Source organism: Streptomyces sp. Isolate_45 (assembly GCF_024721315.2).
GTDB lineage: Bacteria > Actinomycetota > Actinomycetes > Streptomycetales > Streptomycetaceae > Streptomyces.
Genome location: NZ_JANFAK020000007.1, coordinates 83,839 through 107,150, shown reverse-complemented (window position 1 = coordinate 107,150; position 23,312 = coordinate 83,839). Strand labels below are relative to the sequence as shown.

Sequence of the window (23,312 nt, the reverse complement as noted above, 5' to 3'; positions counted from 1 at the left end):
GCGCCGCGGCCGGCTCCGTCGTGGTGGGGGGACAGCCCGTCACCGGGCCTCCACCAGGCCGTTGCCGGGGTGGGCGGCGTGCGCGGCGGTACCGTCGAAGAGGCGGTTGGCGGGGCGCGGGAGGCCGTAGTGTTCCCGCAGGGTCGTGCCGGTGTACTCCGTGCGGAACAGGCCGCGTTCCTGGAGGATCGGGACGACGCGGTCCACGAAGCGCTCCAGCCCCGAGGGGAGGACGGCGGGCATGATGTTGAAGCCGTCGGCGGCTCCGCTGTCGTACCAGTGCTCGATGGTGTCGGCGACCTGCTCCGCGGTGCCGGCGAAGGTGCGGTGTCCGCGGCCGCCGCCGAGGCGGCCGATGAGCTGTCGTACGGTGAGCCGCTCGCGGCGGGCCAGTTCGACGACGAGGGTGTAGCGGCTCTTCGCGCCTTCGATCTCGTCCTCGGTGGGGATGTCGTCGGGGAGTTCGGAGTCGAGGTCGAGGGCGTCCGGGGCGATTCCGAGCCGCAGGGCGAGCTGTCGTTTGGCGTACTCGGGGACGATGAGCCGGTCCAGTTCGGCGTCGAGTTCGCGGGCCTCGGCCTCGGTGTCGCCGATGACGGGGACGATGCCGGGGAGGATCTTGATGCCGTCCGGGTCGCGGCCGAGGGCGAGGGCCCGGCGTTTGACGTCCTTGTAGAAGGCGATTCCGTCGTCGAGGGTCTGTTGCGCGGTGAACACGGCCTCCGCGTGGCGGGCGGCGAACTCCTTGCCGTCCTCGCTGGAGCCGGCCTGCACGAGGAGCGGGTGCCCCTGCGGGGAGCGTTCCACGTTGAGCGGACCGTCGACGCGGAAGAACTCGCCGTGGTGGTGCACGGGGCGGACCCGGTCGGCCCGGGTGTGGACGCCCGTCTCCTTGTCACCGAGGACGGCGTCGTCGGCCCAGCTGTCCCAGAGTTTCGTCGCGACGTCGACGAACTCGGCGGCGCGCCGGTAGCGGTCGCGGTGCAGCGGGGTGTCGTCGAGTCCGAAGTTGCGGGCGGCCTCGGCGCCGGCGGTGGTGACGATGTTCCATCCGGCGCGGCCGTTCGAGACGTGGTCGAGGGACGCGAACCGGCGGGCCAGGTTGAAGGGCTCGTTGTAGCTGGTGGAGGCGGTGGCGATGAGTCCGATCCGGCTCGTGACCGCCGCCAGGGCGGTCAGCAGGACGGTCGGCTCCAGCTTGCTGGAGGGCCGCCGCCCGGGGTCGCCCTGGAGGACGGGGCTGTCGGCGAGGAACACCGAGTCGAACCGGCCGCGTTCGGCGATCCGGGCGAGGTTCTGGTAGTGCGCGATGCCGGTGCCGCCGTCGGCGGGGCTCTCGGGGAGCCGCCAGGACGCCTCGTGGTGGCCGACCGACATCAGGAAGGCGTTGAGGTGGAGGGGCTTGCGCTCAGGCGTGTCCGGCATCGGGGGCGTCCTTCTGGTGGTGGTCGACGGGGGCGGTCGGGGCCGCGTGTCCGGTCGGGTCGGTCGGGTCGGGTTGCTCGGGTTGCTCGGACACGCCGAGGGCGGCGAGCAGGGTGTCGCGGTACTCCTGGAAGCGCGGGTGGCGCCGGCTCCTCGGGGTGGGCAGGTCGACGGCGAGGTCGACCGAGATGCGGCCGTGGTCCAGGACGAGCACGCGGTCGGCCAGTTCGACCGCCTCGTCCACGTCGTGGGTGACGAGGAGGACCGCGGGGCGGTGGCGTTCGTAGAGCTCGCGCAGCAGTCCGTGCATCCGGATGCGCGTCAGGGCGTCCAGGGCACCGAACGGCTCGTCCGCCAGCAGCAGTTCGGGGTCGCTCACCAGCGCGCGGGCCAGGGCGGCGCGCTGCTGCTCGCCCCCGGACAGCTCGTGCGACCAGGCACGCTCGCGGCCTTCGAGGCCCACCTCGACGAGGGCGCGCACACCGCGTTCGCGGACGCCGGGTCCGCGCAGTCCGAGGGTGACGTTGTCCAGGACGCGCAGCCAGGGCAGCAACCGGGAGTCCTGGAAGGAGAGGGAGACTCGTTCGGGGACGGTGAGCTCGCCGGACCCGGCGACGTCGTGGTCGAGGCCGGCGACGGCCCGCAGCAGGGTCGACTTGCCGGAGCCGCTGCGGCCCAGGAGGGCGGTGAACTCGCCCGCGCCGAGGGTGAGGTCGAGTTCCTGGAGGATCGTCCGCTCGCCGAAGCGGCGGACGAGTCGGCTGGTGCGCACCGCGGCAGGGGCGAGGGCCCGTCCGGCCGGTCCTTCGGTCAGCCGGCCAGCGTACGCCGCCATGACAGGGCCCTCCGTTCGATCGCGCGGACCAGTGCGTCGGAGGAGAAGCCGAAGATTCCGTAGGCCACCAGGCCGACGATGATCACGTCGGACTGGGCGTACTGCTGGGCCTGGAACATCATGTAGCCGATTCCGCTGGTGGCGTTGATCTGTTCGACGACGATCAGGCCCAGCCAGGCCGAGGTCACTCCGAGCCGCAGCCCGACGAAGAAGCCGGGCAGGGAGCCGGGGAGGACCACCTTGCGCAGGAAGCGCCGGCGGCTCAGTCCGAGCACCTCGGCGAGTTCGACGTGGCGGTTGTCGATGCTGGTGAGCGAGGCGTACGTGTTGATGTACATGTTCACCGCGACGCCGAGGGCGATGACGGTGACCTTCATCTGCTCGCCGATGCCCAGCCAGAGGATGAGCAGGGGCAGCATCGCCAGGGACGGGATGGCCCGCTTGATCTGGAACGGCCCGTCGACGAGGTACTCGCCGGTGCGGCTCAGCCCGGCGAGGACGGCGGCCGCGACGCCCACGAGGACGCCGAACAGCAGTCCGAGGCCGGCCCGTTGGAGGGATACGAGGACGTTGCCCTGGAGGCGGCCGTCCTCGACCAGTTCGGCCGCGGTGGCGATCACGGCGTCGGGGCCGGAGAGGATGCGCGGGTCGAGGAATCCCCCGGCGGAAGCCGCCCACCAGACGGCGATGAGCAGCGCGGGCCCCAGGAGGCGGCCGAACGGGACACCGCGGCCGGGGCCCAGCCGCCGGGTCCTGCGGTTCACCGGGCGCCGTCCGGGGGGTGGGCCGGGGGGCTCCGCGGTACCGCCGGGCGGCGCTCCCGGCGCGGTGCCGGGGTCCTTCGCGGTTTCGATTTCCGGTGCCCGCACGCGCGGGCCCGTCAGGGCTCCGCTCATGCCCCGCCCTCCCGGTATCCGGCGGGTACGGCGGCGGCCGCGAGGCCCTCGAAGCGCCGGTCGAACAGCGTCTTGACGTCGATCTTCGGTACGAAGCCGCCCTCGGCCATCAGGTCCGCCGTCTCCTGCTCCCAGGCGATGGCCTTGTCCCAGCTCGTCGGGAAGACGGGCTTGGCGAGGGAGTCGACGATGCGCCGGCCGTCGGCCGCGCTGACGCCCTGGTCCTTGACGTAGTACGCGTCGATCCACTGGTCGGCGTGCTCCGCCGCCCACACCACGCCCCGTGCCCAGAGGGCCACGTAACCGCGTACGGCGGCCGCCTTCGCGGGGTCGTTCAGGACCTCCAGGGGTGCCCACAGGACGGTGAGGAGGTCCACGACGTCGGTCCGTACGCCGCGGGCGCCGTCCTTGCCGTACTGGGTCAGGTACTTGGTGAGGGTCGGCTCGCCCAGGGGTGCGACGTCGACCTGCTTCGACTGGAGGGCGGTGAGGAACTGCGTGCTGGGCAGCGCGACGAGTTGCACGTCGGAGTTGGCGAGCCCGGCCTTCTTCAGGGCACGCAGGACGACCACGCCCTGGGCCTGGCCCTGGGAGAAGGCGATCCGCTTGCCCTTGAAGTCCGCGGCGGTCGCGATGGCGGATCCGGGTGCCGTGGCGAAAACGTAGGTGGGGTTGGGGCGTTCCTGCACCGCGACGATCCGTGCCTTCACCCCGATGGCTTCGGCCTGGATCGGCGGAATTCCCGCATTGCTCGCGATGTCGATGGAACGGGCCCGGAATCCCTGGATGATGTCGGGCCCCGCGTTGAGATTGATCCAGGAGGAGACTTCGAAGTCGAGTTCCTTGTCGAGACCGGAGGTGGCCAGTTGGATCTGAGAGGTCCGCACGGCCACGGCGAGTTTCGTTCCGGCGGGCGGCGGCCCGGTGGGAAGTTCGCCCACGGGGCCGGAATGCGCGGCGTTGGTGGTCTGCGGGGCGCATCCGGCGGCGGCCAGGAGGGCACCGCCGGCAAGGGTGAGGAAACCCCTGCGGCCCAATCGGGGAGAGGCGGGGCGGGAAGGCATCGAATTTCCTGTTCTCATGACGGGGATCCGCCGGTCGCCGCGGCGCTCAGGGAGGCGTAGGCGCCGTCGTGGAAGAGCAGGGGGCGGCCGTCCTCCCGCTGCCAGGCCTCGACGGCGCGGCCCACGACGATGTGCGCGTCGCCCGCGGGGACGAGTTGTTCGACGGCGAGCCGCAGCCAGCCGGTGACCCCGTCGAGGACCGGCTCGCCCTGCGGCAGCCGGTGCCAGCGGGTGGGCGCGGCGAACCGGTCGATGCCGCTGGTGGCGAAGCGCCCGGCGAGGTCCTGCTGTCCGGAGCCGAGGAAGTTGACGACCACCGTCGCGGCCCGTTCCAGGTGCGGCCACGAGGAAGAGCCGTTCGCGATGCCGAAGGAGACCAGGGGCGGCGTGAGGGAGACCGAGGCCAGTGAGGTGGCGGTGAAGCCGACCGGCCCCGCCCCGGAGTCGGCCGTGACGACCACGACGCCGCCCGGGTAGGCGCGGAAGATCTGTTTGAACCGGTCCGGCTCGACGAGGCTCGCCGACGGATGCGAGGACAAGGAAATGGTCAAAGTTCCCCCAGGTTTATGGGTGCCGTGGGCCGCCGGGGCGATGCGTCCATCCGGCCGTGGGCAGCCGAAATCGACGCCACGGGACGGGTGGTGCGGAAAAGGCGGTACGGAAGGACGGATCGCGGCTCGACCGGGCGCGGAAAGCCACGGAAGGCCGCGCAAGGACGTACGCGACGCGATAGGGGTCGGTGTGCTTCAGGGCCGCATCGAAAGGGCCCCGGGCCCGCTCGTCAACAACAACAGGAGCGGGCGCCACCGGAGACGGCCGGCCGGACCGAGCGGCAGTGTCGCGCGATCCGGTGCGCGTACCGTCGGTTCCTCTGCGGGCTGCTCATGGATCCATCCTCGCTTTGCGGATCCTGCCCGGTCAACAATGCAACTTTCTGAATTAAATCGATTTCCCGGGCCGCCCGGAACTCGCCCCGGCGACCCGGGCGGCAACCCGCGGTGCCCGGGTCAGGACACCGCGGGCAGCGCGGGCCACGGGCCCAGCGGGTCGTCGTACAGCGCGCCCAGCGCGACGGCCGCGCCCGCCGTGGCGAGTACGGACCCGGTGAAGCTGCTCGGTACGACGGACCGGCCGGCGTCGTCGCACACCAGGGAACGCGCCCGCACCTCCGTCCGCAACTCGTCCATGCAGCCGGGCAGTCGGCCCGTGCCGGGTTCGACGACCACCAGCACTTCGGGATCGAACATGTCCAGCAGTACGGCCGCCGCCCGGCCCGTGAGCCGGGCGCGCTCGCGGAACAGCTCCACCGCCGAGGGGTCGCCTCCGACGGCCAGCTCCAGCAGGGCGGCGAACGTCGGTGCGGGCAGGCCCCGTTCGAGGGCGCGGCGGACCATCGCTGGTTCCGACACCCCGGACTGGAGGCAGCCGGCCGTACCGCAGGTGCAGGGGGCGGCCCCGGCGGACGGGGCGCCCACCGGAAGGTGTGCCACGTTGCCCGCGCCGAAGCGCGGCCCCTGGTGCACGGCTCCCGCGGTGACGAACGCCGCGTCGACGACGTTGCCGACGAACAGGACGACGGCGCTGGCGCGGGTGGCCGCCTCCCCGAAGAGCTGCTCGGCCCGGGCGAGGGCCCGCGCGTGGCTGTCGAGGTGGACGGGGACACCTGTGGCGCGGGCCAGTTCGTCCCGTACCGGGACGCCCCGCCAGCCCAGTTGCGGGTGGTGCACCACGGCCCCGGCCTCGGGGTCGACCCAGTGCCCGGTGGCGACGCCCAGGGCGAGGGCGGTACGGCCCGCCCCGTACGCGGCCAGCATGCGCGGCACCCCGGCCGCCACCCGGGCGAGGACCCGGCCGGGTTCGGTGCCCTCGTGCGGGCGGCGTTCCTCCGCGACGATGCGTCCGGTCAGGTCCATCAGTGACAGGGTCGTGTGGGGGACGGCGATGTGGGCGCCGGCGACGAGGAAGCGGCTGGTGTCGATCTCCAACGGGACGAACGGGCGACCCAGCCCGCGCGGGCCGGCCGTCTCCGGGCCCTCCCTGAGCAGTCCCCGGTCCAGCAGGGCCCCGCAGTGTCCGCTGACCGCCGCGGGGGAAAGCCCCGTGAGTCGGGCGACGGTGCTGCGGGCGACGGGGCCGTGGTCGAGGACGGCGCCCAGCACCGCGCCGGTACCGGACGCCCGGCGCAGCGGGTTCGCGGCGGCCGGCGGGATGTCGGAACGGCGCAGGGGGGTGCGGCGGGCGGTGGCGTTCTTCTGTCTGTCCACGGGGGCCTTCCAGGTCCTGTGCGGCGGCGCGCACCACCCGGCGCGGGGCCGGCGCGCGCGGGGGCGGCCGGTCTCCGGGCGGGGTGTGCGCGGGAAGCTCCGGAGGGAGCGCTGTTCACCGGAACACGGGGAAACGGCGCGGAGTTCGGGCTCCGAGCCCGCCGGCGGGCAGGACGAAGCCGTGGGTTCCGCGCGGTCGCCGTGCGATCAGGACCACGGACACGCTGCGGAGCAGACACGCTTCAGGTCGACGTGACCTCGTGTCGTCAGCAGCGCGGATCGGTACATGGCGGGCAACATAACCGGGGCGGCGCGAGCCGGTCAAACGTCCGCCCGCACCGTGGACGGTCGCGTGCCGCCGCGAGGAGCCGCCTGAGGCGGGCGGTCGCCGGTGCGTGCGCCGCTCGATGTCGCCCGCCGCGTTCCTGCCGCGGGAAGGGCGGCCCGTCCGGGCCGCCCCGTGTGTTCCCGGGGCGGCCCGGCGGGTCCGCATCAGAACCTGGTGGGGCGTCAGTCCGTCCGGTGGGCGCGGGTGTTGGTGATCCCCGACTGTTTCGCGACGACCTTCCCGGCCGGGTGCTCCGGTCGAGGGAAGCGGTGGCGTACGCGGTCCAGCCACGTCCGGTCGATGCCCGGGGCCGGCCCGCCGCCGGATCTCGGCCGCGGTCAGCCCTGCCGGGGGGTGCCGGGCGCCGTGATGGTCGCGACGTGCTGGAGGTAGCGGGCGGCGGCCTTGTCCTCGGCGTCGGTCAACACGATCCGCCGGGCGTCATCGGCCGTGTGCAGGGCCCGGAGCAGGAGCCGCGTGTCGTCGGTGTCGGTGTCGAGCACGGCGACGGTACGGGCGATCCGGCAGACCACCTCGGCGGGGGTCTCGGGCCGGGTGCCGTACTCGCAGCCGTACCAGTCGCCCGCTTCCTCGAGGACGGAGCGCAGCGCGGCGTAGCCGTCCTCCTCGTCGAGGGCTCTGCGGAGGTGGCCGAGGAGCCCGGACAGGGTGTCGATGTCGGCCCGGTCCAGACCGACGGCGTAGAGCGGGGTGTGTTCGTGTCCGTCGCGTCCGATGATCCGGTTGGCCCCTTCGACGTCACGCGCGTCGGACAGGGCGTACATCTGCTGGCGCAGGGGCTTGGGCAGGGCCCGTTGGACGTTGATGAGGGCGGTCCGCGGCGCTTCGCCGTCTAGGCCCGGGGGCAGCCCCCACACGTCGTCGTGTCCGAACCGGGTCTGGAAGGCCATGTCGTCGAGCCAGATCAGCAGGGGCTCCTCCAGCTGGTGGAGGTCGGCGAGGAAGGCGGGGTGGGCGGGGAGCAGCCGCAGTGCATGGGGCATCGCTGGGTTTCTCCGGGCAAGGCGGCGGTCCTCCGCAAGGTTGGCGTCCGGGCAGGCAGAGAGTGTGCCGGAGAACGGCCCGGCCGACCGCGCCGGGATGGCGCGGGCACCGGTGCCCGGGCCGCGCCGGTGGACGTCACTCGTCGTCGAACCAGGGCCTGCCCGCAGCCCAGTGCCGGACCCAGCCGGCGAAGCCCGGTTCGGTGGTGGTGGACCCGAACCGGAATCCTTCTCCGAACGGGGCGGCGCCGACGTCGGTGATCAGCCAGACGTGCCCCCGCTGCGGTCCGGCGACGACGAGGTGCCAGTTCATCGCGCACCCGTCGGTGCCGAGGACGATCGACCCGTGGTGGTGGACGCGCTCCAGCGTCTCCTCCATGTCCTCGGCCGGGTCCGTGTCCTCCTCCCACATCCATGCCGCCGTCAACGGGAACGGCTTGCCCGGATCGCGCTTCCCCGGGTCCTCGCCCCAGTCGGCGGGCAGTTCCGCCAACGGCAGCAGCCCGTACGCGGGCGGCCCCGCGTACGAACCGTCCGTGATTTCCGCGACGAAGGTCCGGTACGGCTCGGGCAGCACGATGCCGTGCTCCGCCTCGAAGGCGTGGACGGCCTCCCAGCCCAGGGCCGACGCGCCGTGGTCGTCGACGCCGAACGCCGCGCGGAGCTCGGCCGGCTCGGCAGGGACCACCTGATCAATGTCCATGCCGCATGGATACCACCCCCGCTCCGGCACTCCCTCGTCAGGCGGTGAAGTACGGGTTCGCGGTGGCCCGCCTACGACCTCTGGGGGCCGGTGCGCTCGGGCGGGAGGGTCCGGCGGACGAGCCGGATGAGGAACGACCGCGGTGGCAGCCAGACGTACCGGTCCTCGTACGGCCACGCGTAGACCAGCGCTCCGTCGCGGACGCAGTCGAGCAGACCGGGCTGCGCGAGTTCGCGAGCCGACCACTCGTACAGCTGCTGCAATCGTGGAGCGATCACCCCGAAGTCGAGGAGGCGCCCGAATCCGATCTCCCTGTCGAGGTGCGAGCGGACGCTGTCGCGGAGCGGGTACTCGTCGGGCAGCACCCGGGACAGTTGCAGGAAGATCCCGGTCATCCCCAGCCTCGGATCGCCGAGGAGCGCGGCGAGGGGACGCAGTCGGCCGAGGGAGAGCCGGGGTGCCGCGACGAGGGCGTGGGCGTAGAGCACCCGGCACAGCACGACGTTCATGAAGAACCGCTCGGTCTCGTTCTCCGCCTCCGCCAGATCCCGGTTCTCCAGGTAGGCGGCCACCACGCTCCCGTTGTGCGCCCGGTACCAGGCCCGGGCGGTGGGGTGTTCGGCGAAGGAGAGCCACTGCTCGGCCGTGGGTGACGAGGCGGGCCCGCGCAGCCCGCCGCTGAGTCCCACCGCCTCGCAGCCGTCGCGCAGGATCCGTTCGTTCACCGCGCGCCACCACGGACTGCCGGGCCGCTCGGCGAAAGCGGGCCGCAGCACGCCCCGCCGCAGTTGCCAGCCCATGAACGACATCGCGGCCCGACGGAACGGCAGGTGACGCGGGGCCTTGTCGAAGGGGCCGTGGTAGCAGCGCTCCATCAACGCCAACCGCCCGGCGGGGTCGTCGCGCACCGAAGCGACCTGCTGCCCCGCCCAGTCCGCGGCGGCGACTTCGGACATCATCCCCACACCCTGGCAGATAGTCGCCGAAAACGCCCGGACCCGGACCCGCTCCGAGCCGGCGCCCACCGAAGGCGGGCATCCTCCGGCTGGGCATCGACGAGTTGGAGGTCGGCGAACCGGCCCGGCAGGATGCCCCTGTGATCGTCTTCGACTGCGCCGTTTGCGGCCACCGGCTGTCCGCCCCGGTCCGCGAGGTGCCGCCGCCGGCCGACGGCGAGGTGTGGACGCCGCTCGACTCCCCCGTGGACCCGTGCCCGCCCAGGATGGCGCCGGGCACCTTCGCCCGCGACCCGGATCCGGGCCGGACCGCCTGGGGCCCACCGCCCAAGTCCTTCCGCGGGTCGCGCGCGGGGCACGAGCCGGGGGTGGACCTGCTGTTGAGCCCGGGCGACCTCGTGGGAACCACGAGGATCCGCGGCCGCTGGTCGGGCTGCTGCGGGCCGGGCGGCACCGACGGGCCGAACCTCGCCCGCGCGGGGTGCCGGGCGGAGGTCGGCCTGTGGACCGGCGACTGCTACACCTGGCTGGACGTCGCACTCGACGGACGCCTGACCCGCCCCCGCCCGCACACCGACGGCTGACCGGACCGGACCCGGCGGGACCGGGAGGACGCCCCCCGGATCTGAAAGCCGCCGGCTTCGCGCTGGCCCAGTTCACGCGGGACGGGGGCGTCGCGGGGCCCTGGCCGGGGCCGCGCAACGCCGCGTCGGTGGCGCACAACCTGGCGGACGTGAGCACCGGCGGGGTCTCCCCCTTCCTGGCGGCGCCGCCCAACGGCGGGCAGACCTCCACGCTGCGCGCCTTCAACTCCCCGGCCGACGCGCTCGCCGCGTGCACGGCGGGGGTCCGGGGTTGCGCGGAACTGTTCGAAGCGGCGCGGGTGCCCGGCGGCGAGCGGCCCCGGGACACCCTGCAGGCGGTGGCGGACATCGCCCGCGCGCCGGGTACGCGGCCGGGCGCGGTGTTCGCGCTGGCGCGGCGCCACCCGGTGTACACGCCGGCGCTCGACGCGGCGCCGACGGCGTGGACGCCGGCCCTGCGCTACGAGGGCAACGGGCGGGAGTTCGACGGTCCGGGGAACATCGCCTTCGACAGGGCGGGGGACGCCTGGGTGGTGAACCGTGCGAGGACGACACTTCCCAGGACCTGGCCGACTCGGCGGGCCCGGCGGGCGGTCCCGCGGCGGACGGCGCCTCGGTGATCATGCTCGACCCCGACGGTTCGACCCCGGCGGCGTCGTTCACGACGGGCAGCCTGCTGCTGCCGTGGGGCATCGCCGTGGACGGCTCGGACACGGTGTGGGTGGCGGACTTCTCGGGGCAGCGGGTGACCCGGTCGTGCGGGGTGCGGACGGAGGCCTGTCCCCCGGGGCACCGGACCGGGCAGCCCATCTCGCCGGCTTCCGCCGGGTACGGCTTCGACGGGCCGGTGCGCAACACCGGCGTGGAGGTCGACCCGTCGGGCAACGTCCGGTTGACGAACAACTGGGAGCTCGTCCCGTTGCAGACCAACCCGGGCGGCCGTCAGCTGGCGCTCTTCGGCGGCCCGGCCACCCCGGTGCGCACGCCGCTGATCGGGCTGCCTCGGCCGCTGTGACCTGCCCCGGTCGCCGCCCCCGCCCGTGCGGCGGGGGCGGGGGCGGGGGCGGGCGGTACGGCGAGCGCCCGCGGCTACCGCGGGTCACTTGCCCACGACGGCCCGGACGTTCTCGACGCTGCCGCAGTCCGCCTCCAGATGGCGTGCGCGTTCCTCCAGGAAGGCGGCTCCCAGCTCGGCCCGCCGCTCGTCCGGGACGTTCTCCCTGGCACCGTTGAGGATGGTCCGCTCCTCCTCGTCCAGGTGGTGGGAGACCGCCTTGACCAGGTCCTCCAGCTTGGAGTCCCATGCGTCGGAGCCGACCTCGTCGACTTCCAGGAGGGCCAGGAGGGCCTCGTTCCCCTCCTGATGCTCCTCCGTGCCGTGTTCGACTTCCTCGTCGTCCACGTCCTTGAAGCGCTTCAGGGCGCCGTACACCTTCGCCTCTTCCGCTTCCCCGTGCGCGATGAGCAGGGCGGAGAACTTCTTCAGCGCGTCCTCGCGGTCCGACTCCACGCTCCGCATCCGCCGGAACAGGTCCTCCATCCTGCGGTGGTCCTTGAGGATCAACGCCACGACGTCCTGCTCCTGATCCTGGTGCTGCCGGTCGCCTGCCATGCCGGCTCCCTCCTCGTTCGGGTCCGCTTGCCTCACCCGGCGCGTGCTCGCCGCCGGGCGGTTGAAACCTCCCGGGAGCTCGAAACCTCCCGGTCACGGGTTTCCGCCGGTGGGCGCGGGCAGGCGCAGGGGCATGACCCACGCACTTGCCTCGCTCCTGCACGTGGTACGCCGAGAACCAGCGGTCGTCCAAGCGCTCCGCTCGACGGCGGCCGCCGTCGTCTCCTATGCCGTCGCGCTACGGCTCAGCAGTGAACCCGCGCCGTTGACGGCGCCACTGACCGCCCTCCTCGTCGTACAGGTGACCCTCTACACGACGCTCACCACCGGTATCCGACGGGTGAACTCGGTGGTCGCGGGGGTCCTCGTCGCGATCGCGTTCAGCGCGCTGGTCGGTCTGACGTGGTGGAGCCTCGGCCTGGTCATCCTGGCGTCGCTCGTGGTGGGCCGGTTGGTGCGGGCCGGGGAGTTCGTGCCCGAGGTGGCGATCAGCGCCATGCTGGTCCTCGGGGTGAGCCGGGTGGCGGACACCGCCTGGGACCGGGTCCTGGAAACGCTGATCGGCGCTGCGGTCGGCCTTGCCTTCAACGTCCTCGTCGCCCCGCCCGTGTGGGTGGAACCGGCGAGCGCCGCCATCACCGGTCTCGCGACGCGGATGCGCACCCTCCTCCTGCACATCGGCGGTGAGGCGGAGCACGCCACCACCATGGAGTCGGCCGCCGCCCGGCTGCACGAGGCCCGCCGGCTCGACAACGACGTCGCCGAGGTCGACGCGGCGCTGAGGCAGGCCGAGGACAGCCTGCGGATGAATCCCCGCGTCCGCGAGGGACTCCTTTTCCGGCTCGTGCTGCGGACGGGCCTCGACACGCTGGAGATATGCGCGGTGGTGCTGCGGGTGTCGTGCCGGACCCTCACCGACATGGCCCGGACCCGAGGCTCGGAGCCGCTGTTGCCGCCGCCGGTGGCGGAGGCGCTCCAGGAGGTGTACGAGCACCTGGCGGGCGCGGTCGAGTCCTTCGCCCAGCTCGTGACGGCCCAGGTCAGCGCCAATGCGGAGGCGGCCGAGGAACGGCTGAACGAGGAGCTGGCCATCGCTCGCCGCAGCCGCGACAGGTTCGCCGCCCTGCTGCCGGAGCAGGTCGCGCGGCGCCCCGACGAGTGGCAGCTCTACGGGTCCCTGCTGGCCGACGCGGACCGGGTGCTGGACGAACTGGGGGTGGAGAAGCGCTCGGCCCGCCTGATGGAGGAGCTGGACCGGCACTCGCGCGAGCGCCGCGCGCGCTATCCCCGGCTGCACGCCCTCGCCGGGCGGGCGCCTCGGGGGCGCGCCGGTACGAGGGTCTGAGCGCGGTCGGGCGGGTACGCGGACGGGGCGGCCGGATACCGGCCGCCCCCACGTCGTACGTCGGCGCCTCGGGTCGGCGTCGCGTCGGCGCTACGTCGGCACCACGTGCGCACCGGGTACGCAGCGCGCCGGCGCGTCGCGCGGGCGGTCAGCGCGCGGCGCCGAAGCTCTGCGTCCAGTACTGGCCGGGCTGGGCGAGGCCGATCCCGATCTCCTTGAAGGAGCAGTCGAGGATGTTCCGCTTGTGCCCCGGGCTGTTCATCCAGCCCTCCATGACCTTCGCGGCGGTGTCGTAGCCGTAGGCGACGTTCTCGCCGTACGTGCTCCACTGGTAACCGGCACGGGTGATGCGCTGCCCCGGGTCCGAACCGTCGGAGCCGGTGTGGGACATGTTGGAGTGGGCGGCCATGTCGGCGCTGTGGTCCTGCGCGGCCTTGGTCAGCTTCTCGTTGACGGTGAGCACGGGACAGCCGACGGCGGCGCGCTCCTTGTTGACGAGCGTGAGGACCTCGGCAGCGGCGCCGGTGGGGGCCTGGGCGTCGGTGGGGGCACCGGTCCCGGGTGCCCCGGTCGACGGCTCCGCGGGCTGCGGCTGCTGGACCGGCGGCTGCGCCGGCTGCTGCGGCGCCTGCTGCGGCTGCTCGGCCGGCAGCGGGCTCTCGGGGCCCGGGTCGGCGGGCGGCTCGGCGACGGGCAGCGCGACGGGTTCGGCCGGTGCCGCCTCGGGCGCCCCGGCCTGGATCGGGGCCTGCACGGGCTGCTGCGCGCCGGGGCCGCCGTGCCAGGGGCGGCTGTCCTGCTGGGAGGAGACGACCCGCACGGGGCCGCTCTCCTGGGTGTCCAGGCACGCCATGGCCGTGGTGGGCACGCCCACGATGGCCAGCGCCCCGACGGCGACGGCTATCTTCCGATGGTGCTTCTTCTTACGGTGCTTCTTCATGCGGGACCTCACTCGGTGATCGCGAAGCTCCCGGCGCCGGACCGCGAAGGCGCCGGAGGAGTCGCCATTCTTAGAAGCCCGGCAGTGGCCTGGCAAGCCACGGCCCCGGAGCCGCGGAGGGGGTCCGGGACACGGCTTGAATCGGCTGGAAGATCGTGCATGCCCGGGTGGCGGCCGCTGTGACGGGCAGCTGGCGCACCGCCAGAACCGGCCCCCGTCAGCCGCGTTGGAGAAGGCCGAACAGGAGCCATCAATTCCGTTTCTGGCGGAGTGAGGCATGTCCACGTGAAATAGCGACATAGGCCGACATGTCGCCGGGCCGACGATCACCACAAGGGCCGCCGGACCGGCGCGGGGGCCGTGACGCATGTCACGGGTTCGGGAGGGAACCGGAGGGCAAACGACCCGCACGGCCGCCCGTTCCTCCGCCGCGGATCAGAACGCGAAGACGGCGTTGCCGTTCAGGGTCGCGTTCATGGCGCAGCTGTTGGAGAACGTGTGCTTCCAGGCGACACGGCTGCCCTGCCAGACGCCGTCCGCCGTGACGGTGACGGGGTCGTAGTGCATGGGGCACGCCCGCTCCGGGTCCGGGGCGGCCAGCAGCCGGTCGAAGGCGCCGCCGGTGGCGTTCAGGGCCCCACAGGCGGCCGCGGGGTCGGGGTGCGTACCCGAGGCGGTGGGGGCGCAGCTGAGGGTGGAGGCGCGTAAGGCGGTGTCCGTGTCGTTGTCGCCCTGGACGACGGTGAAGACCATCGCGGACGGGGCGTACAGGCTCGCGGGGCGGGCCTCGGCCACACCGGAAGCTCCTACGAGACACAGGAGGGCGGCGGCAGAGACCGTGGTGATGCGACGCACAGCACAACTCACTTTCGATTCCAAGGTTGAACGCGATACTTTCTTGCAATATCGCGGCCTGACTTGGCCAACAGTGTCCGATGCCAAGGGGTGGCGCACATCGACGACCGATTTACGGACACCCCGTTCGGATATCGGGCACCGAATGGTCGTTCGGGCAGCTCACAGGGGGTGCGTCCGCCCCCCGCGTGATCGGCGGCCCCGTGCGACACCACCCGTGACCTGCGCCCCGACCCGCCGGCCGCCGCGCGCCGTTCACCGAACGGCCACGCAGCTTGACCGGATCGGAGCGGTCCGGGCCGCTGCGCACGCCCGTTCGGGGCCCGGCGGACCGGGCCCCGCCGCGGAAACCGGTGAACGGCTCAGAGCACCTTGGAGAGGAAGGCCCGGGTACGTTCCTGCCGCGGCGCGTCCAGGACGGCGGCGGGCGGGCCCTGCTCCACGACGACCCCGGCGTCCATGAACACGACGGTGTCGGCGACCTCGCGGGCGAATCCGATCTCGTGGGTCACGACGATCATGGTGGTCCCGGCGCGGGCCAGGTCCTTGATCACGTCCAGGACCTCTCCGACCAGTTCCGGGTCGAGGGCCGAGGTCGGCTCGTCGAAGAGCAGCACCTTGGGTTCGAGGGCGAGCGCCCGGGCGATGGCCACCCGCTGTTGTTGCCCACCGGACAACTGCCGCGGGTAGGCGTCGCCCTTGTCCGCGAGTCCGACCCGCTCCAGCAGCCGGCGCGCCGACTCCCGCGCCCGCTCCCGCGGCCGGCGGAGCGCGGAGACCGGGGCCTCGACGAGGTTCTCCAACACGGTGAGGTGCGGGAAGAGGTTGAAGTTCTGGAACACGAAGCCGATGTGCGTGCGCTGCCTCAGGACCTCGCTCTCGCCCAGCTCGTACAGCTTGCCGCGGGCGCTGCGGTAGCCGATGAGTTCGCCGTCGACGCGGATCAGACCTCGGTCGACCTTCTCCAGGTGGTTGATGGTGCGCAGGAGCGTGGACTTGCCCGAGCCCGAGGGGCCGATGACCACGGTGACCTCGCCGGCCCGGACCAGCAGGTCGACGCCGCGCAGCACCTCCAGCGTGCCGAAGCTCTTGTGGACGCCGCGTACGTCGACCATGACGTCGGCCGGCGCGCCGGCGACCGGGGTGCTCACGTGTGCTCGGCGGGGTTGATCCGCGACGTCTCGATCGCGGAGGCGGTGGTGCCCCACTTCTTCAGGATCCGGGCGTACGTGCCGTTCTTGACCAGCTCGTTGACGGCGGCCTGGAAGGCGGGGGTGAGCGGGGATCCCTTCTTGAAGGCGAAGCCCACGTCGAGGCGGTGGTACTCGCCGAGGAAGGTGGTCTGCGCGGCGGGCTGGGCGGCCTGGTGGCGCAGGCCGTTGATCGTCGACATGACGACGTCGATGCGGCCCTGCTGGAGCGCGGTGGTCACGGCCCCGGGCTCCGAGAAGACCTTGACCTCGTAGGGCTTCTTGCCGGCCGCGGCGCACACGCCCTGCTGTGCGGTGAGGGTCTTCTCGAAGGTCGTGCCCGCCCCGGTGCCGATGGTCAGTCCGCACAGTTGGGTGAGGTCGTCGACCTGCGTGGTCAGCGTGGTGTTGCCGGTCTTCACGGCGAAGCCCTGGCCGTCGTTGATGTAGGTGACGAAGTCGATGGTCTTCAGGCGTTCAGCGGTGACGCCGAAGTTGCCCGTGCCCAGGTCGTACTTTCCGCTGCCGAGGGCGGGCAGGATCGTCTCGAAGGAGGCGTCCTGCCGTTCCGCCTTGACGCCGAGGACCTTCGCCACCGCGTTGGCGATGTCGATGTCCTGACCGGCGGGCGGCTTGTCCTGCCCGTTCGGGTAGTACGCCGAGGGTGGTGAGCCGACGGAGCTGCCGATCCGTACGCTGCCCGTCTTGCGGACGTCGGCGGGGAGCAGGGCGGCGATCGCCTCCACGGTCCGTACGTCGGCGACCGGGTCGTCGGCCGGGGCCGGGGAGGCCTGCGCGGCGCCCGCCGGCGCCGGGCTACCGCCGCCGGAACCGCAGGCGGTCAGCGGCAGGAGGGGCAGGAGGGCAAGGGCTGCGGCGGTGCGCAGACGGGTGCGGATCCCGTTCCCGGGGAGGTTCACGGCGGACAGGCCTTTCCATGGCGGGGCGTGGTGGTGGGCTGTGGCGGGGCGGTGGGGGGCGGGGCGGGGCGGCGGGTTCGTCACCCGCCGACCCCGGTCAGGCGGTCCTGCGGGACGGCGGTCGGGTGCGCGGCCGCCCGGGCGGCGTCGCGCTTGGCGACCTCCTCGCGGACGAGGGGGATCACGTACCGGCCGAAGTCGACGGCGTCGTCGAGGAGGTCGTAGCCGCGGGCGGAGAGGATGTCGACGCCGAGGTCGTAGTAGTCGAGCAGGGCCCGGGCGACCGTTTCCGGGGTGCCGACCAGGGCGTTGGAGTTGCCCGCGCCGCCGGTGGCGGCGGCGGTCGGGGTCCACAGGGCCCGGTCGTAGCGCTCGCCCGCCCCGGCGATGGCGATCAGCCGCTGCGATCCCGTGTTCTCGGGCGCCGCGGCCTCCGTGACGCCGCCCTGCCCGCGCCGTGCGGGGCCGCCCGCCCGCCGCCGCTGCCGAATGGCCGCCAGCGTGCGGTGGGCCTTCTCCCAGGCCAGTTCCTCGGTCGGGGCGATGATCGGGCGGAACGCCACCTGGATGCGCGGCACGTCCGCGCGGCCCGCGGCCGCCGCGGCGGCCTTCACCGCCTCGATCTGCAGGGCGGTTTCCGCCAACGGTTCGCCCCACAGGCAGTAGACGTCGGCCTCGGCGCCCCCGGCCGCGTACGCGGCGGGTGAGGAGCCGCCGAACGAGACGTCGGGGCGCGGCTGTTGGACGGGAAAGACGTCGCTGACGAAGTCGTGGAAACGGTAGTGCTCGCCCTCGTGGTCGAAGGGCTCGTGGGTGGTCCAGATCTTCTTGACGATCCGGATGTACTCGCGGGTGCGGGCGTAGCGCTCGTCCTTGGTGAGGGTGTCGCCCTCGCGGCCCTGCTCGTGGTCGTTGCCGCCGGTGATGAAGTGCACGGCGAGCCGGCCCTCGCTGATCCGGTCGAGGGTCGCGAAGGTCTTGGCGGCGAAGGTGGGGTACGAGACGTTGGGCCGGTGGGCGAGCAGGATCCGGAGCCGGTCCAGCCTGCCGGCGACGTACGCGGCCGCCGGCGCGGGGTCCGGGGAGCCGGAGCCGTAGGCGAACAGCACCCGGTCCCAGCCGTGGTCCTCGTGCGCCCGGGCGAGCCGGAGGGTGTACTCCTTGTCGAAGGAGGCGCCGGATCGGGCGGTGGTCTCGGAGCCGTCGTTGGTGGCGGCGATGCCGAGGAATTCCACGGGCATGGAGTGGCCTTTCGGGGTGCGGCGGATCACGGGCGGGCAGCACGAACCGACCTCTGCGCAAAGGCATGTGACGTAGCGTCATATGTGCGTGGAGGGGGTGGCGCGGGGGATGCGACGTGGACGACGCGGCACGTCGCGGAAAGGGGGGCGGGGCAGCGCACGTCCGGACTCGCCACCCCGCGTCCCGATGCGGGCGGACGCCGCGCGACGGGTGGTGCGGAGGGGGATCCCGGCCCGCGACGGGGTCACCGAAGGAGGGAAGGGCCGGTCAGACAGCCCGCTGCCGCATCAGGCGCGACAAGTCGCGGACCACACCCGACCGAAGTCGATGTAGTCGCGCGAAACCAGGCGCTGATGGGCATTCATGTGACCACTTGAGCAGTACACGATGCGCTTCGTCAAGCAACGGACCGGATGCCGGACGCGTCCCGCCCGGTGAACGCCCGTGGTTGACACGGCCACGCCGTCGGCACGTACGATCCGGCGACGGACCGGCCGCCCCCCCGTGCGGGGAGGCCGATCCCGCCGCGTTGAGGGACGCGGTGAGCGTGACGACGCACCGACCCGGACCGAACTGGTCCCGACTCCTCCGCGGAGCACCCCTGCCGCGCCCTTCGGCGCGCGGCGCCGGGCGGTCGCCACCGCCCGCGCATCCCTCATTTGGAGAACCCCGCGATGCCCACGCCCACCGCCACCGTTCCCCCGTCGACCGCCACGTCCATCACCTCCGACGCCTCCGCCCTGCCACCGATCGTTCCGCGCCGGCGCACCGGCCGTCAGGTGTCCGCCGCCGTCGCCCTGCTGGTGTTCGCGATGGTGCTCACGTCCGTGGTCCGCAACGAGGCCTTCCAATGGGACGTGGTGGGAAAGCACTTCACCACGTCCGCCGTGCTCGACGGACTGCTGCTGACGCTGTGGCTGACCGGCGCGGTGATGGTCCTCGGCTTCCTGCTCGGCACGGTCCTGGCGGTGATGCGCCTCTCCACCAACCCGGTACTGAGGACGTTGAGTTGGGGCTACGTATGGATCTTCCGGTCCACCCCCCTGCTGGTGCAGTTGCTGTTCTGGTTCAACATCGGCGCCCTGTATCCCACGCTCGGACTCGGCATCCCGTACGGCCCGGAACTCTTCACCGTCAAGACGGTGAACCTGCTCGGCCCGACCCTCACCGCGGTCATCGGTCTGACCCTGCACGAGAGCGCGTACGCCTGCGAGGTGGTGCGCGGCGGCGTCCTGTCCGTGGACTCCGGTCAGACCGAGGCCGCGCAGGCGCTCGGGCTGAGCAGGTTCCGCACCCTGCGCCGGATCGTCGTCCCCCAGGCGATGCGCTCGATCGTGCCGACCGCGGGGAACATGCTGATCGGCACGCTCAAGGGAACCAGCATCGTCAGTGTGCTGGCCGTGCACGACCTGCTGTACTCGGTGCAGCTGACCTACAACCAGAACTACCAGGTCATCCCGCTGCTGATGGTGGCCACGCTCTGGTACATCGCCGTGACCACCGTGCTGAGCGCGGGCCAGTTCTACGTCGAGCGGTACTACGCGCGCGGCACTTCCCGCGGTCTGCCGCCCACTCCACTGGCGCAGCTGCGCGTTCGACTGGCCGTCGCGCGCGCCCGGCTGCGGACACTGACCTCCCCCGGCGGCCGGTGAGGCCCGCGGGAACGGTTCGTGGGGGCGGACCGGGCGCCGGGTTCGCCCCCGTTGTTGCGGGAACGTGGCGAGCGTGTGGCAGTCGGCCACGGCAACCGCCGCGGGGGCGCCCCCGAGCCTAGGATCCCCGGCACGTGCCACCGTCCGCCGCGCACGCCCTTCCCCCTGCCGAGGATCACGATCCCCATGAGTGTGACCGCCGCCCTGAGTGTGCCCGAGGCGCTCCCCCGCCTCCACGAGCTGACCGTCGTGGACGTCCGTACCCCCGGCGAGTTCGCGTCCGGTCACCTGCCGGGCGCCGTCAACGTGCCCCTGGACCGCGTCGGGCGGTCCCTGCCGGACCTCCGGCGGGCGTCCGCCCGCAAACCGCTGCTGGTGGTGTGTGCCTCCGGGGCCCGCGCGGAGAACGCCGTCGCCGTCCTGACCTCCCACGGCATCGACGCCGCGGTCCTCACCGGCGGCACCGCGGCCTGGTCGGCCGGCGGCCACCGTCTCGACCACCCCGACGGCCGGCCGCGGGCCGTCTGGGCCATGGAGCGCCAGGTCCGCTTCTCGGCGGGCGCGCTGGTCCTGCTCGGTCTGGTCCTCGGCCTCGTCGCGCACCCCGCCTTCCAGCTGCTGTCCGCGGGCGTCGCGGGCGGGCTGGTCTTCTCCGCTCTCAGCAACACCTGCGGCATGGCGGTCGTGCTGGGCCGCCTCCCGTTCAACCGGCGGGAGGGCGCGGGACCCGCTCGATGACGGGGCATCCGCGCGGATACCGCCGGCTCGGCTTCCTCCGCGCGCCGAGCAGTGCCGAGCAGTGCCGAGCAGTGCCGAGCAGTGCCGAGCAGTGCCGAGAGGTGCCGAGAGGTGCCGAGGATCATCGGTCGGATGCGGCCCAGCGGTCCGTGATCAGCGCGGCCTGTTCCAGCAGCGCCGCGACCACTTCCCGGGCGCTGCCGGCCGCGGTCGAACGGAGTACGACGACGCTGATCTCCCGCGCGAGGTCGGGGCCCGCCGGAGGCCGCACGACCAGGTCGGGGTGAGGGGCGCCGAGGGCGAGGCGCGGGACGAGGGCGACACCCGTACCGGCGGCCACTAGGCCCTGCACGACGGCGTAGTCGTCGGTGCGCATGGCGTGGACGGGCTCGAAGCCCTGCTGCGCGCAGGCCCAGGTCAGGACCCGGTCGCACGGATCATGGGGGTCGGCGGCCCCCACCCAGGCGGTGTCGCGCAGCTCGGTCAGCGGGACCCGGTCCAGGACGGCGCACGGATGGTCCCGAGGCATGACCAGAAGGAGCGGATCGGCAAGCAGGGGGTGCAGTTCGAACGCTTCGTCCAGGTCCAGGCGGTCGCCGGGTTGGGAGAAGACGAGGGCTGCCTGGAGCTCCCTGGCCCGCAACCCCTTGAGAAGCAGGGGGAGTTCACCCTCGGTGAGGGAGATGTGGACGCCCTGTTGGTGGAGGCGTTTGACGGCGGGGGCGAGCAGCAGGGCTCCGGCGGTGGGGAAGGTACCGATGTGAAGGGTGCGCGCACCGCGTTCGGCGAGTTCACGGACCTCCACTTCGGCGTGGCGCAGGCGCTCCAGCACGGCCTCGGCGTGCGGCAGCAGGGCCTCGCCGAGTTCGGTCAGGGTGGCGCCGCGCGGTCCGCGTCGGACGAGGCGGGCGTCGAAATGCGATTCCAGCGCTGCCAGGTGGTGGGTGATCGTGGGCTGGCTGTAGTGCAGCGCGCGGGCGGCGCCGGCGAGCGAGCCCTCCTGGGCGATCGAGCGCAGGACCTGGAGATGACGGACGTCGAGCATATAGACAGGGTATGGAGGGCTACAGAAAACACCACCATTCCTCGATGGCCGGTGAGGTGTCACGCTCCACGGGTGAACACGCGAACCGCCCCGCTCCCCCCGCTCCCCCCGAACCGGCCCGCCGCCGCGTCCGCCGCCACCACCACCGACCAGTCGTACGCCCCGTACGCCGAGGCCCTCGTGGCCCACTCGGGCCGGGACTGGTTGCGGTTGAACGTCCCCGGACACGCCGCCGCCCCCGGGTCGGCGCTCACCGACCGGTTCGGAGCCCGGGTCACCGCCCTGGACTTCCCTCCGCTGCTGGACGGGCTCGACGTCGGCCCGGACAACCCGCTGGAGCAGGCACTGGCCCTGGCCGCCCGCGCCTGGGGGGCGCGGCGTACGTGGTTCCTGACGAACGGCGCCTCCCAGGGGAACCAGATCGCCTCGATGGTCGCTCCCGCCCTCGGGCGGACGCTCGTCGTGCAGCGCAGCGTGCACTCCAGCGTCGTCGACGGGTTGGTGCTGTCCGGTCTGGACGCGGTCTTCGTGCAACCCTCCGTCGACCCGGAGCAGGGCATCGCCCACGGTGTGACGGCGGGTGACGTGGCGCAGGCGCTCCGGCGGGCACCGGACGCGGCCGCCGTGTACGTCGTCTCCCCGAGCTATTTCGGTGCCGTGGCCGACGTACGGGCCATCGCCGACGCGGCCCACGCCGCCGGGGTCCCCCTGATCGTCGACGAGGCGTGGGGCTCCCACTTCGGATTCCACCCCGCGCTGCCGGCCGGCGCCCTCGCGCTCGGCGCGGACCTGGTGACCTCCAGCACGCACAAGCTCGCCGGCAGCCTCACACAGTCGGCGATGCTGCACTTGGCGGACGGTCCGTTCGCCGACCGGCTCGAACCGCTCGTGGACCGGTGCTTCCGGCTGGTGCAGTCGACGAGCGCGAGCGCCCTCCTCACCGCCTCGCTGGACCTCGCCCGCCGCGCCCTCGTGTCGGGCGCAGACCGGATCACGGGCTCCGTCGCGGCGGCGGACGCGGTGCGGGGCGCCGTCCGGGCACGGGGCCGCTTCGGGTTGGTCTGCGACCGCTTCCACCGCTTCCCCGACATCACGGCGGCCGATCCGCTGCGGATCGCCGTCGACACCCGGGCCGGCGGAATCACCGGGCACGAGGCCCGGCAATCACTCTCCCGGGACCACCGGATCATGGTCGAGGTCTCCACCGACTCCGCGCTCGTCGCCGTGTTCGGAGCCGGTTCCGCCCCGGACACCGAACGCTTCGTCGACGCCCTGCACCGCCTGCCCTCCCCGCTCACCGGCTCCGACGGCCCGTCGCGGGAACCGCTGAGCCTGCCCCGACCGGGCGCCGCACGACTCACCGCCCGCGAGGCGTTCCTCAGCCCGTCCCGGGTGGTGCCCGCGGCGGCGGCGGTCGGCCTGATCAGCGCCGACACGCTCGCCGCGTACCCGCCCGGCATCCCCAACGTGCTGCCCGGCGAGGTGATCACCGCCGAAACCGTGGCGTTCCTGCGCCGGACCGCCGCCGCTCCGGGCGGCCACGTACGCGGCGCCGTCGACCCGGCCGTCTCCCGGCTGCGCGTCGTCGCGTCCTGAGCGGCGAACGGTAGGACGGGGGGCGGGACAGGAGAACGGCAAGGGCGACGGGGAATGAGGCCGCCGATGCCGGGCAGGCGGGTTCTTGTGAGAGCCCTGTAGAGCCGCGACCAGGAGA

General features: G+C 73.0%; 23 protein-coding genes. 7 read left to right on the top strand and 16 right to left on the bottom strand.

The features are described 5' to 3' along the window. Nucleotides 1–39: 39 nt before the first annotated feature. The 9 genes from NOD94_RS04615 to NOD94_RS04575 form a co-directional block, all read right to left on the bottom strand. Nucleotides 40–1,425, bottom strand: a complete 1,386-nt coding sequence (locus NOD94_RS04615) for an LLM class flavin-dependent oxidoreductase (RefSeq protein WP_281204381.1) — start codon at nt 1,423–1,425, stop codon at nt 40–42. Further along, on the bottom strand, nt 1,409–2,260 hold the full coding sequence (locus NOD94_RS04610; protein WP_281204380.1) for an ABC transporter ATP-binding protein: 852 nt from the start codon (nt 2,258–2,260) through the stop codon (nt 1,409–1,411). The genes NOD94_RS04615 and NOD94_RS04610 overlap by 17 nt, the downstream gene beginning before the upstream one ends. Then, the gene (locus tag NOD94_RS04605) at nt 2,236–3,156 is read right to left on the bottom strand and encodes an ABC transporter permease (protein ID WP_281204379.1); all 921 of its coding nucleotides are present in this window, start codon (nt 3,154–3,156) and stop codon (nt 2,236–2,238) included. The genes NOD94_RS04610 and NOD94_RS04605 overlap by 25 nt, the downstream gene beginning before the upstream one ends. Further along, nucleotides 3,153–4,220, bottom strand: coding sequence for an ABC transporter substrate-binding protein (locus NOD94_RS04600; RefSeq protein WP_281204378.1), 1,068 nt, complete (start codon nt 4,218–4,220; stop codon nt 3,153–3,155). The genes NOD94_RS04605 and NOD94_RS04600 overlap by 4 nt, the downstream gene beginning before the upstream one ends. A 14-nt stretch (nt 4,221–4,234) precedes the next feature. Next, the gene (locus tag NOD94_RS04595; protein ID WP_281204377.1) at nt 4,235–4,771 is read right to left on the bottom strand and encodes a flavin reductase family protein; all 537 of its coding nucleotides are present in this window, start codon (nt 4,769–4,771) and stop codon (nt 4,235–4,237) included. Between the two features lie 456 nt (nt 4,772–5,227). After that, the gene (locus NOD94_RS04590) at nt 5,228–6,484 is read right to left on the bottom strand and encodes an ROK family protein (RefSeq protein ID WP_281204376.1); all 1,257 of its coding nucleotides are present in this window, start codon (nt 6,482–6,484) and stop codon (nt 5,228–5,230) included. A gap of 666 nt (nt 6,485–7,150) precedes the next feature. Further along, nucleotides 7,151–7,816: a hypothetical protein gene (locus NOD94_RS04585; RefSeq protein WP_281204375.1), complete on the bottom strand. Its 666-nt coding sequence runs from the start codon at nt 7,814–7,816 to the stop codon at nt 7,151–7,153. 136 nt (nt 7,817–7,952) lie between these two features. Next, a complete protein-coding gene (locus NOD94_RS04580) occupies nt 7,953–8,519 on the bottom strand; it encodes an SMI1/KNR4 family protein (protein WP_281204374.1) in 567 nt (188 codons plus the stop codon). Nucleotides 8,520–8,590: 71 nt separating this feature from the next. Continuing rightward, entirely contained in the window at nt 8,591–9,478 is an 888-nt protein-coding gene (locus NOD94_RS04575; RefSeq protein WP_281204373.1) for a hypothetical protein, read from the bottom strand. A 137-nt stretch (nt 9,479–9,615) separates the two neighbouring features. Between NOD94_RS04575 and NOD94_RS04570 the strand changes: the two genes are divergently transcribed. From NOD94_RS04570 to NOD94_RS04560, 3 genes are all read left to right on the top strand, one after another. Beyond that, nucleotides 9,616–10,059, top strand: a complete 444-nt coding sequence (locus NOD94_RS04570) for a hypothetical protein (RefSeq protein WP_281204372.1) — start codon at nt 9,616–9,618, stop codon at nt 10,057–10,059. Between the two features lie 149 nt (nt 10,060–10,208). After that, nucleotides 10,209–10,679, top strand: a complete 471-nt coding sequence (locus NOD94_RS04565; RefSeq protein WP_281204371.1) for a hypothetical protein — start codon at nt 10,209–10,211, stop codon at nt 10,677–10,679. A 2-nt stretch (nt 10,680–10,681) separates the two neighbouring features. After that, nucleotides 10,682–11,074 carry a hypothetical protein gene (locus tag NOD94_RS04560; protein ID WP_348652314.1) on the top strand — a complete coding sequence of 131 codons (393 nt, stop codon included), beginning with the start codon at nt 10,682–10,684 and terminating at the stop codon, nt 11,072–11,074. An 84-nt stretch (nt 11,075–11,158) separates the two neighbouring features. Here the strand turns inward: NOD94_RS04560 and NOD94_RS04555 are convergent, their stop codons facing one another. Continuing rightward, nucleotides 11,159–11,671, bottom strand: a complete 513-nt coding sequence (locus tag NOD94_RS04555; RefSeq protein WP_281204369.1) for a hemerythrin domain-containing protein — start codon at nt 11,669–11,671, stop codon at nt 11,159–11,161. Between the two features lie 133 nt (nt 11,672–11,804). Between NOD94_RS04555 and NOD94_RS04550 the strand changes: the two genes are divergently transcribed. Beyond that, nucleotides 11,805–13,016: an FUSC family protein gene (locus tag NOD94_RS04550; protein WP_281204368.1), complete on the top strand. Its 1,212-nt coding sequence runs from the start codon at nt 11,805–11,807 to the stop codon at nt 13,014–13,016. A 148-nt stretch (nt 13,017–13,164) separates the two neighbouring features. Here the strand turns inward: NOD94_RS04550 and NOD94_RS04545 are convergent, their stop codons facing one another. The 5 genes from NOD94_RS04545 to NOD94_RS04525 all read right to left on the bottom strand — a co-directional run bounded on the left by NOD94_RS04545 (nt 13,165) and on the right by NOD94_RS04525 (nt 18,162). Then, nucleotides 13,165–13,956, bottom strand: a complete 792-nt coding sequence (locus NOD94_RS04545; RefSeq protein WP_281204367.1) for a CAP domain-containing protein — start codon at nt 13,954–13,956, stop codon at nt 13,165–13,167. 435 nt (nt 13,957–14,391) lie between these two features. Then, complete coding sequence (locus NOD94_RS04540) at nt 14,392–14,751, bottom strand: subtilase-type protease inhibitor (RefSeq protein ID WP_281204366.1); 360 nt, start codon at nt 14,749–14,751, stop codon at nt 14,392–14,394. Nucleotides 14,752–15,173: 422 nt separating this feature from the next. Beyond that, nucleotides 15,174–15,926: an amino acid ABC transporter ATP-binding protein gene (locus tag NOD94_RS04535; protein ID WP_281204386.1), complete on the bottom strand. Its 753-nt coding sequence runs from the start codon at nt 15,924–15,926 to the stop codon at nt 15,174–15,176. Between the two features lie 32 nt (nt 15,927–15,958). After that, nucleotides 15,959–16,921: an ABC transporter substrate-binding protein gene (locus NOD94_RS04530; protein ID WP_281204365.1), complete on the bottom strand. Its 963-nt coding sequence runs from the start codon at nt 16,919–16,921 to the stop codon at nt 15,959–15,961. Nucleotides 16,922–17,001: 80 nt separating this feature from the next. After that, nucleotides 17,002–18,162 carry an LLM class flavin-dependent oxidoreductase gene (locus NOD94_RS04525; RefSeq protein WP_281204364.1) on the bottom strand — a complete coding sequence of 387 codons (1,161 nt, stop codon included), beginning with the start codon at nt 18,160–18,162 and terminating at the stop codon, nt 17,002–17,004. Nucleotides 18,163–18,837: 675 nt separating this feature from the next. Between NOD94_RS04525 and NOD94_RS04520 the strand changes: the two genes are divergently transcribed. Continuing rightward, complete coding sequence (locus tag NOD94_RS04520; RefSeq protein ID WP_281204363.1) at nt 18,838–19,815, top strand: amino acid ABC transporter permease; 978 nt, start codon at nt 18,838–18,840, stop codon at nt 19,813–19,815. Nucleotides 19,816–20,001: 186 nt separating this feature from the next. Next, the gene (locus NOD94_RS04515; protein ID WP_281204362.1) at nt 20,002–20,553 is read left to right on the top strand and encodes a rhodanese-like domain-containing protein; all 552 of its coding nucleotides are present in this window, start codon (nt 20,002–20,004) and stop codon (nt 20,551–20,553) included. 121 nt (nt 20,554–20,674) lie between these two features. Here the strand turns inward: NOD94_RS04515 and NOD94_RS04510 are convergent, their stop codons facing one another. Then, nucleotides 20,675–21,598, bottom strand: coding sequence for a LysR family transcriptional regulator (locus NOD94_RS04510; protein ID WP_281204361.1), 924 nt, complete (start codon nt 21,596–21,598; stop codon nt 20,675–20,677). A 72-nt stretch (nt 21,599–21,670) separates the two neighbouring features. On the opposite strand from NOD94_RS04510, the gene NOD94_RS04505 reads away from it, so the two are divergent. Next, complete coding sequence (locus NOD94_RS04505) at nt 21,671–23,194, top strand: PLP-dependent transferase (protein ID WP_281204360.1); 1,524 nt, start codon at nt 21,671–21,673, stop codon at nt 23,192–23,194. Nucleotides 23,195–23,312: the final 118 nt, after the last annotated feature.

Excerpts from the sequence above, each read along its gene's own strand:
- NOD94_RS04525 (WP_281204364.1), bottom strand. The coding sequence starts at position 18,162 with ATGCCCGTGGAATTCCTCGGCATCGCCGCCACCAACGACGGCTCCGAG.
- NOD94_RS04510 (WP_281204361.1), bottom strand. The coding sequence starts at position 21,598 with ATGCTCGACGTCCGTCATCTCCAGGTCCTGCGCTCGATCGCCCAGGAG.
- NOD94_RS04515 (WP_281204362.1), top strand. The coding sequence starts at position 20,002 with ATGAGTGTGACCGCCGCCCTGAGTGTGCCCGAGGCGCTCCCCCGCCTC.
- NOD94_RS04615 (WP_281204381.1), bottom strand. The coding sequence starts at position 1,425 with ATGCCGGACACGCCTGAGCGCAAGCCCCTCCACCTCAACGCCTTCCTG.
- NOD94_RS04600 (WP_281204378.1), bottom strand. The coding sequence starts at position 4,220 with ATGCCTTCCCGCCCCGCCTCTCCCCGATTGGGCCGCAGGGGTTTCCTC.
- NOD94_RS04520 (WP_281204363.1), top strand. The coding sequence starts at position 18,838 with ATGCCCACGCCCACCGCCACCGTTCCCCCGTCGACCGCCACGTCCATC.
- NOD94_RS04605 (WP_281204379.1), bottom strand. The coding sequence starts at position 3,156 with ATGAGCGGAGCCCTGACGGGCCCGCGCGTGCGGGCACCGGAAATCGAA.
- NOD94_RS04555 (WP_281204369.1), bottom strand. The coding sequence starts at position 11,671 with ATGGCAGGCGACCGGCAGCACCAGGATCAGGAGCAGGACGTCGTGGCG.
- NOD94_RS04575 (WP_281204373.1), bottom strand. The coding sequence starts at position 9,478 with ATGATGTCCGAAGTCGCCGCCGCGGACTGGGCGGGGCAGCAGGTCGCT.
- NOD94_RS04610 (WP_281204380.1), bottom strand. The coding sequence starts at position 2,260 with ATGGCGGCGTACGCTGGCCGGCTGACCGAAGGACCGGCCGGACGGGCC.
- NOD94_RS04560 (WP_348652314.1), top strand. The coding sequence starts at position 10,682 with ATGCTCGACCCCGACGGTTCGACCCCGGCGGCGTCGTTCACGACGGGC.
- NOD94_RS04535 (WP_281204386.1), bottom strand. The coding sequence starts at position 15,926 with ATGGTCGACGTACGCGGCGTCCACAAGAGCTTCGGCACGCTGGAGGTG.
- NOD94_RS04580 (WP_281204374.1), bottom strand. The coding sequence starts at position 8,519 with ATGGACATTGATCAGGTGGTCCCTGCCGAGCCGGCCGAGCTCCGCGCG.
- NOD94_RS04585 (WP_281204375.1), bottom strand. The coding sequence starts at position 7,816 with ATGCCCCATGCACTGCGGCTGCTCCCCGCCCACCCCGCCTTCCTCGCC.
- NOD94_RS04550 (WP_281204368.1), top strand. The coding sequence starts at position 11,805 with ATGACCCACGCACTTGCCTCGCTCCTGCACGTGGTACGCCGAGAACCA.
- NOD94_RS04545 (WP_281204367.1), bottom strand. The coding sequence starts at position 13,956 with ATGAAGAAGCACCGTAAGAAGAAGCACCATCGGAAGATAGCCGTCGCC.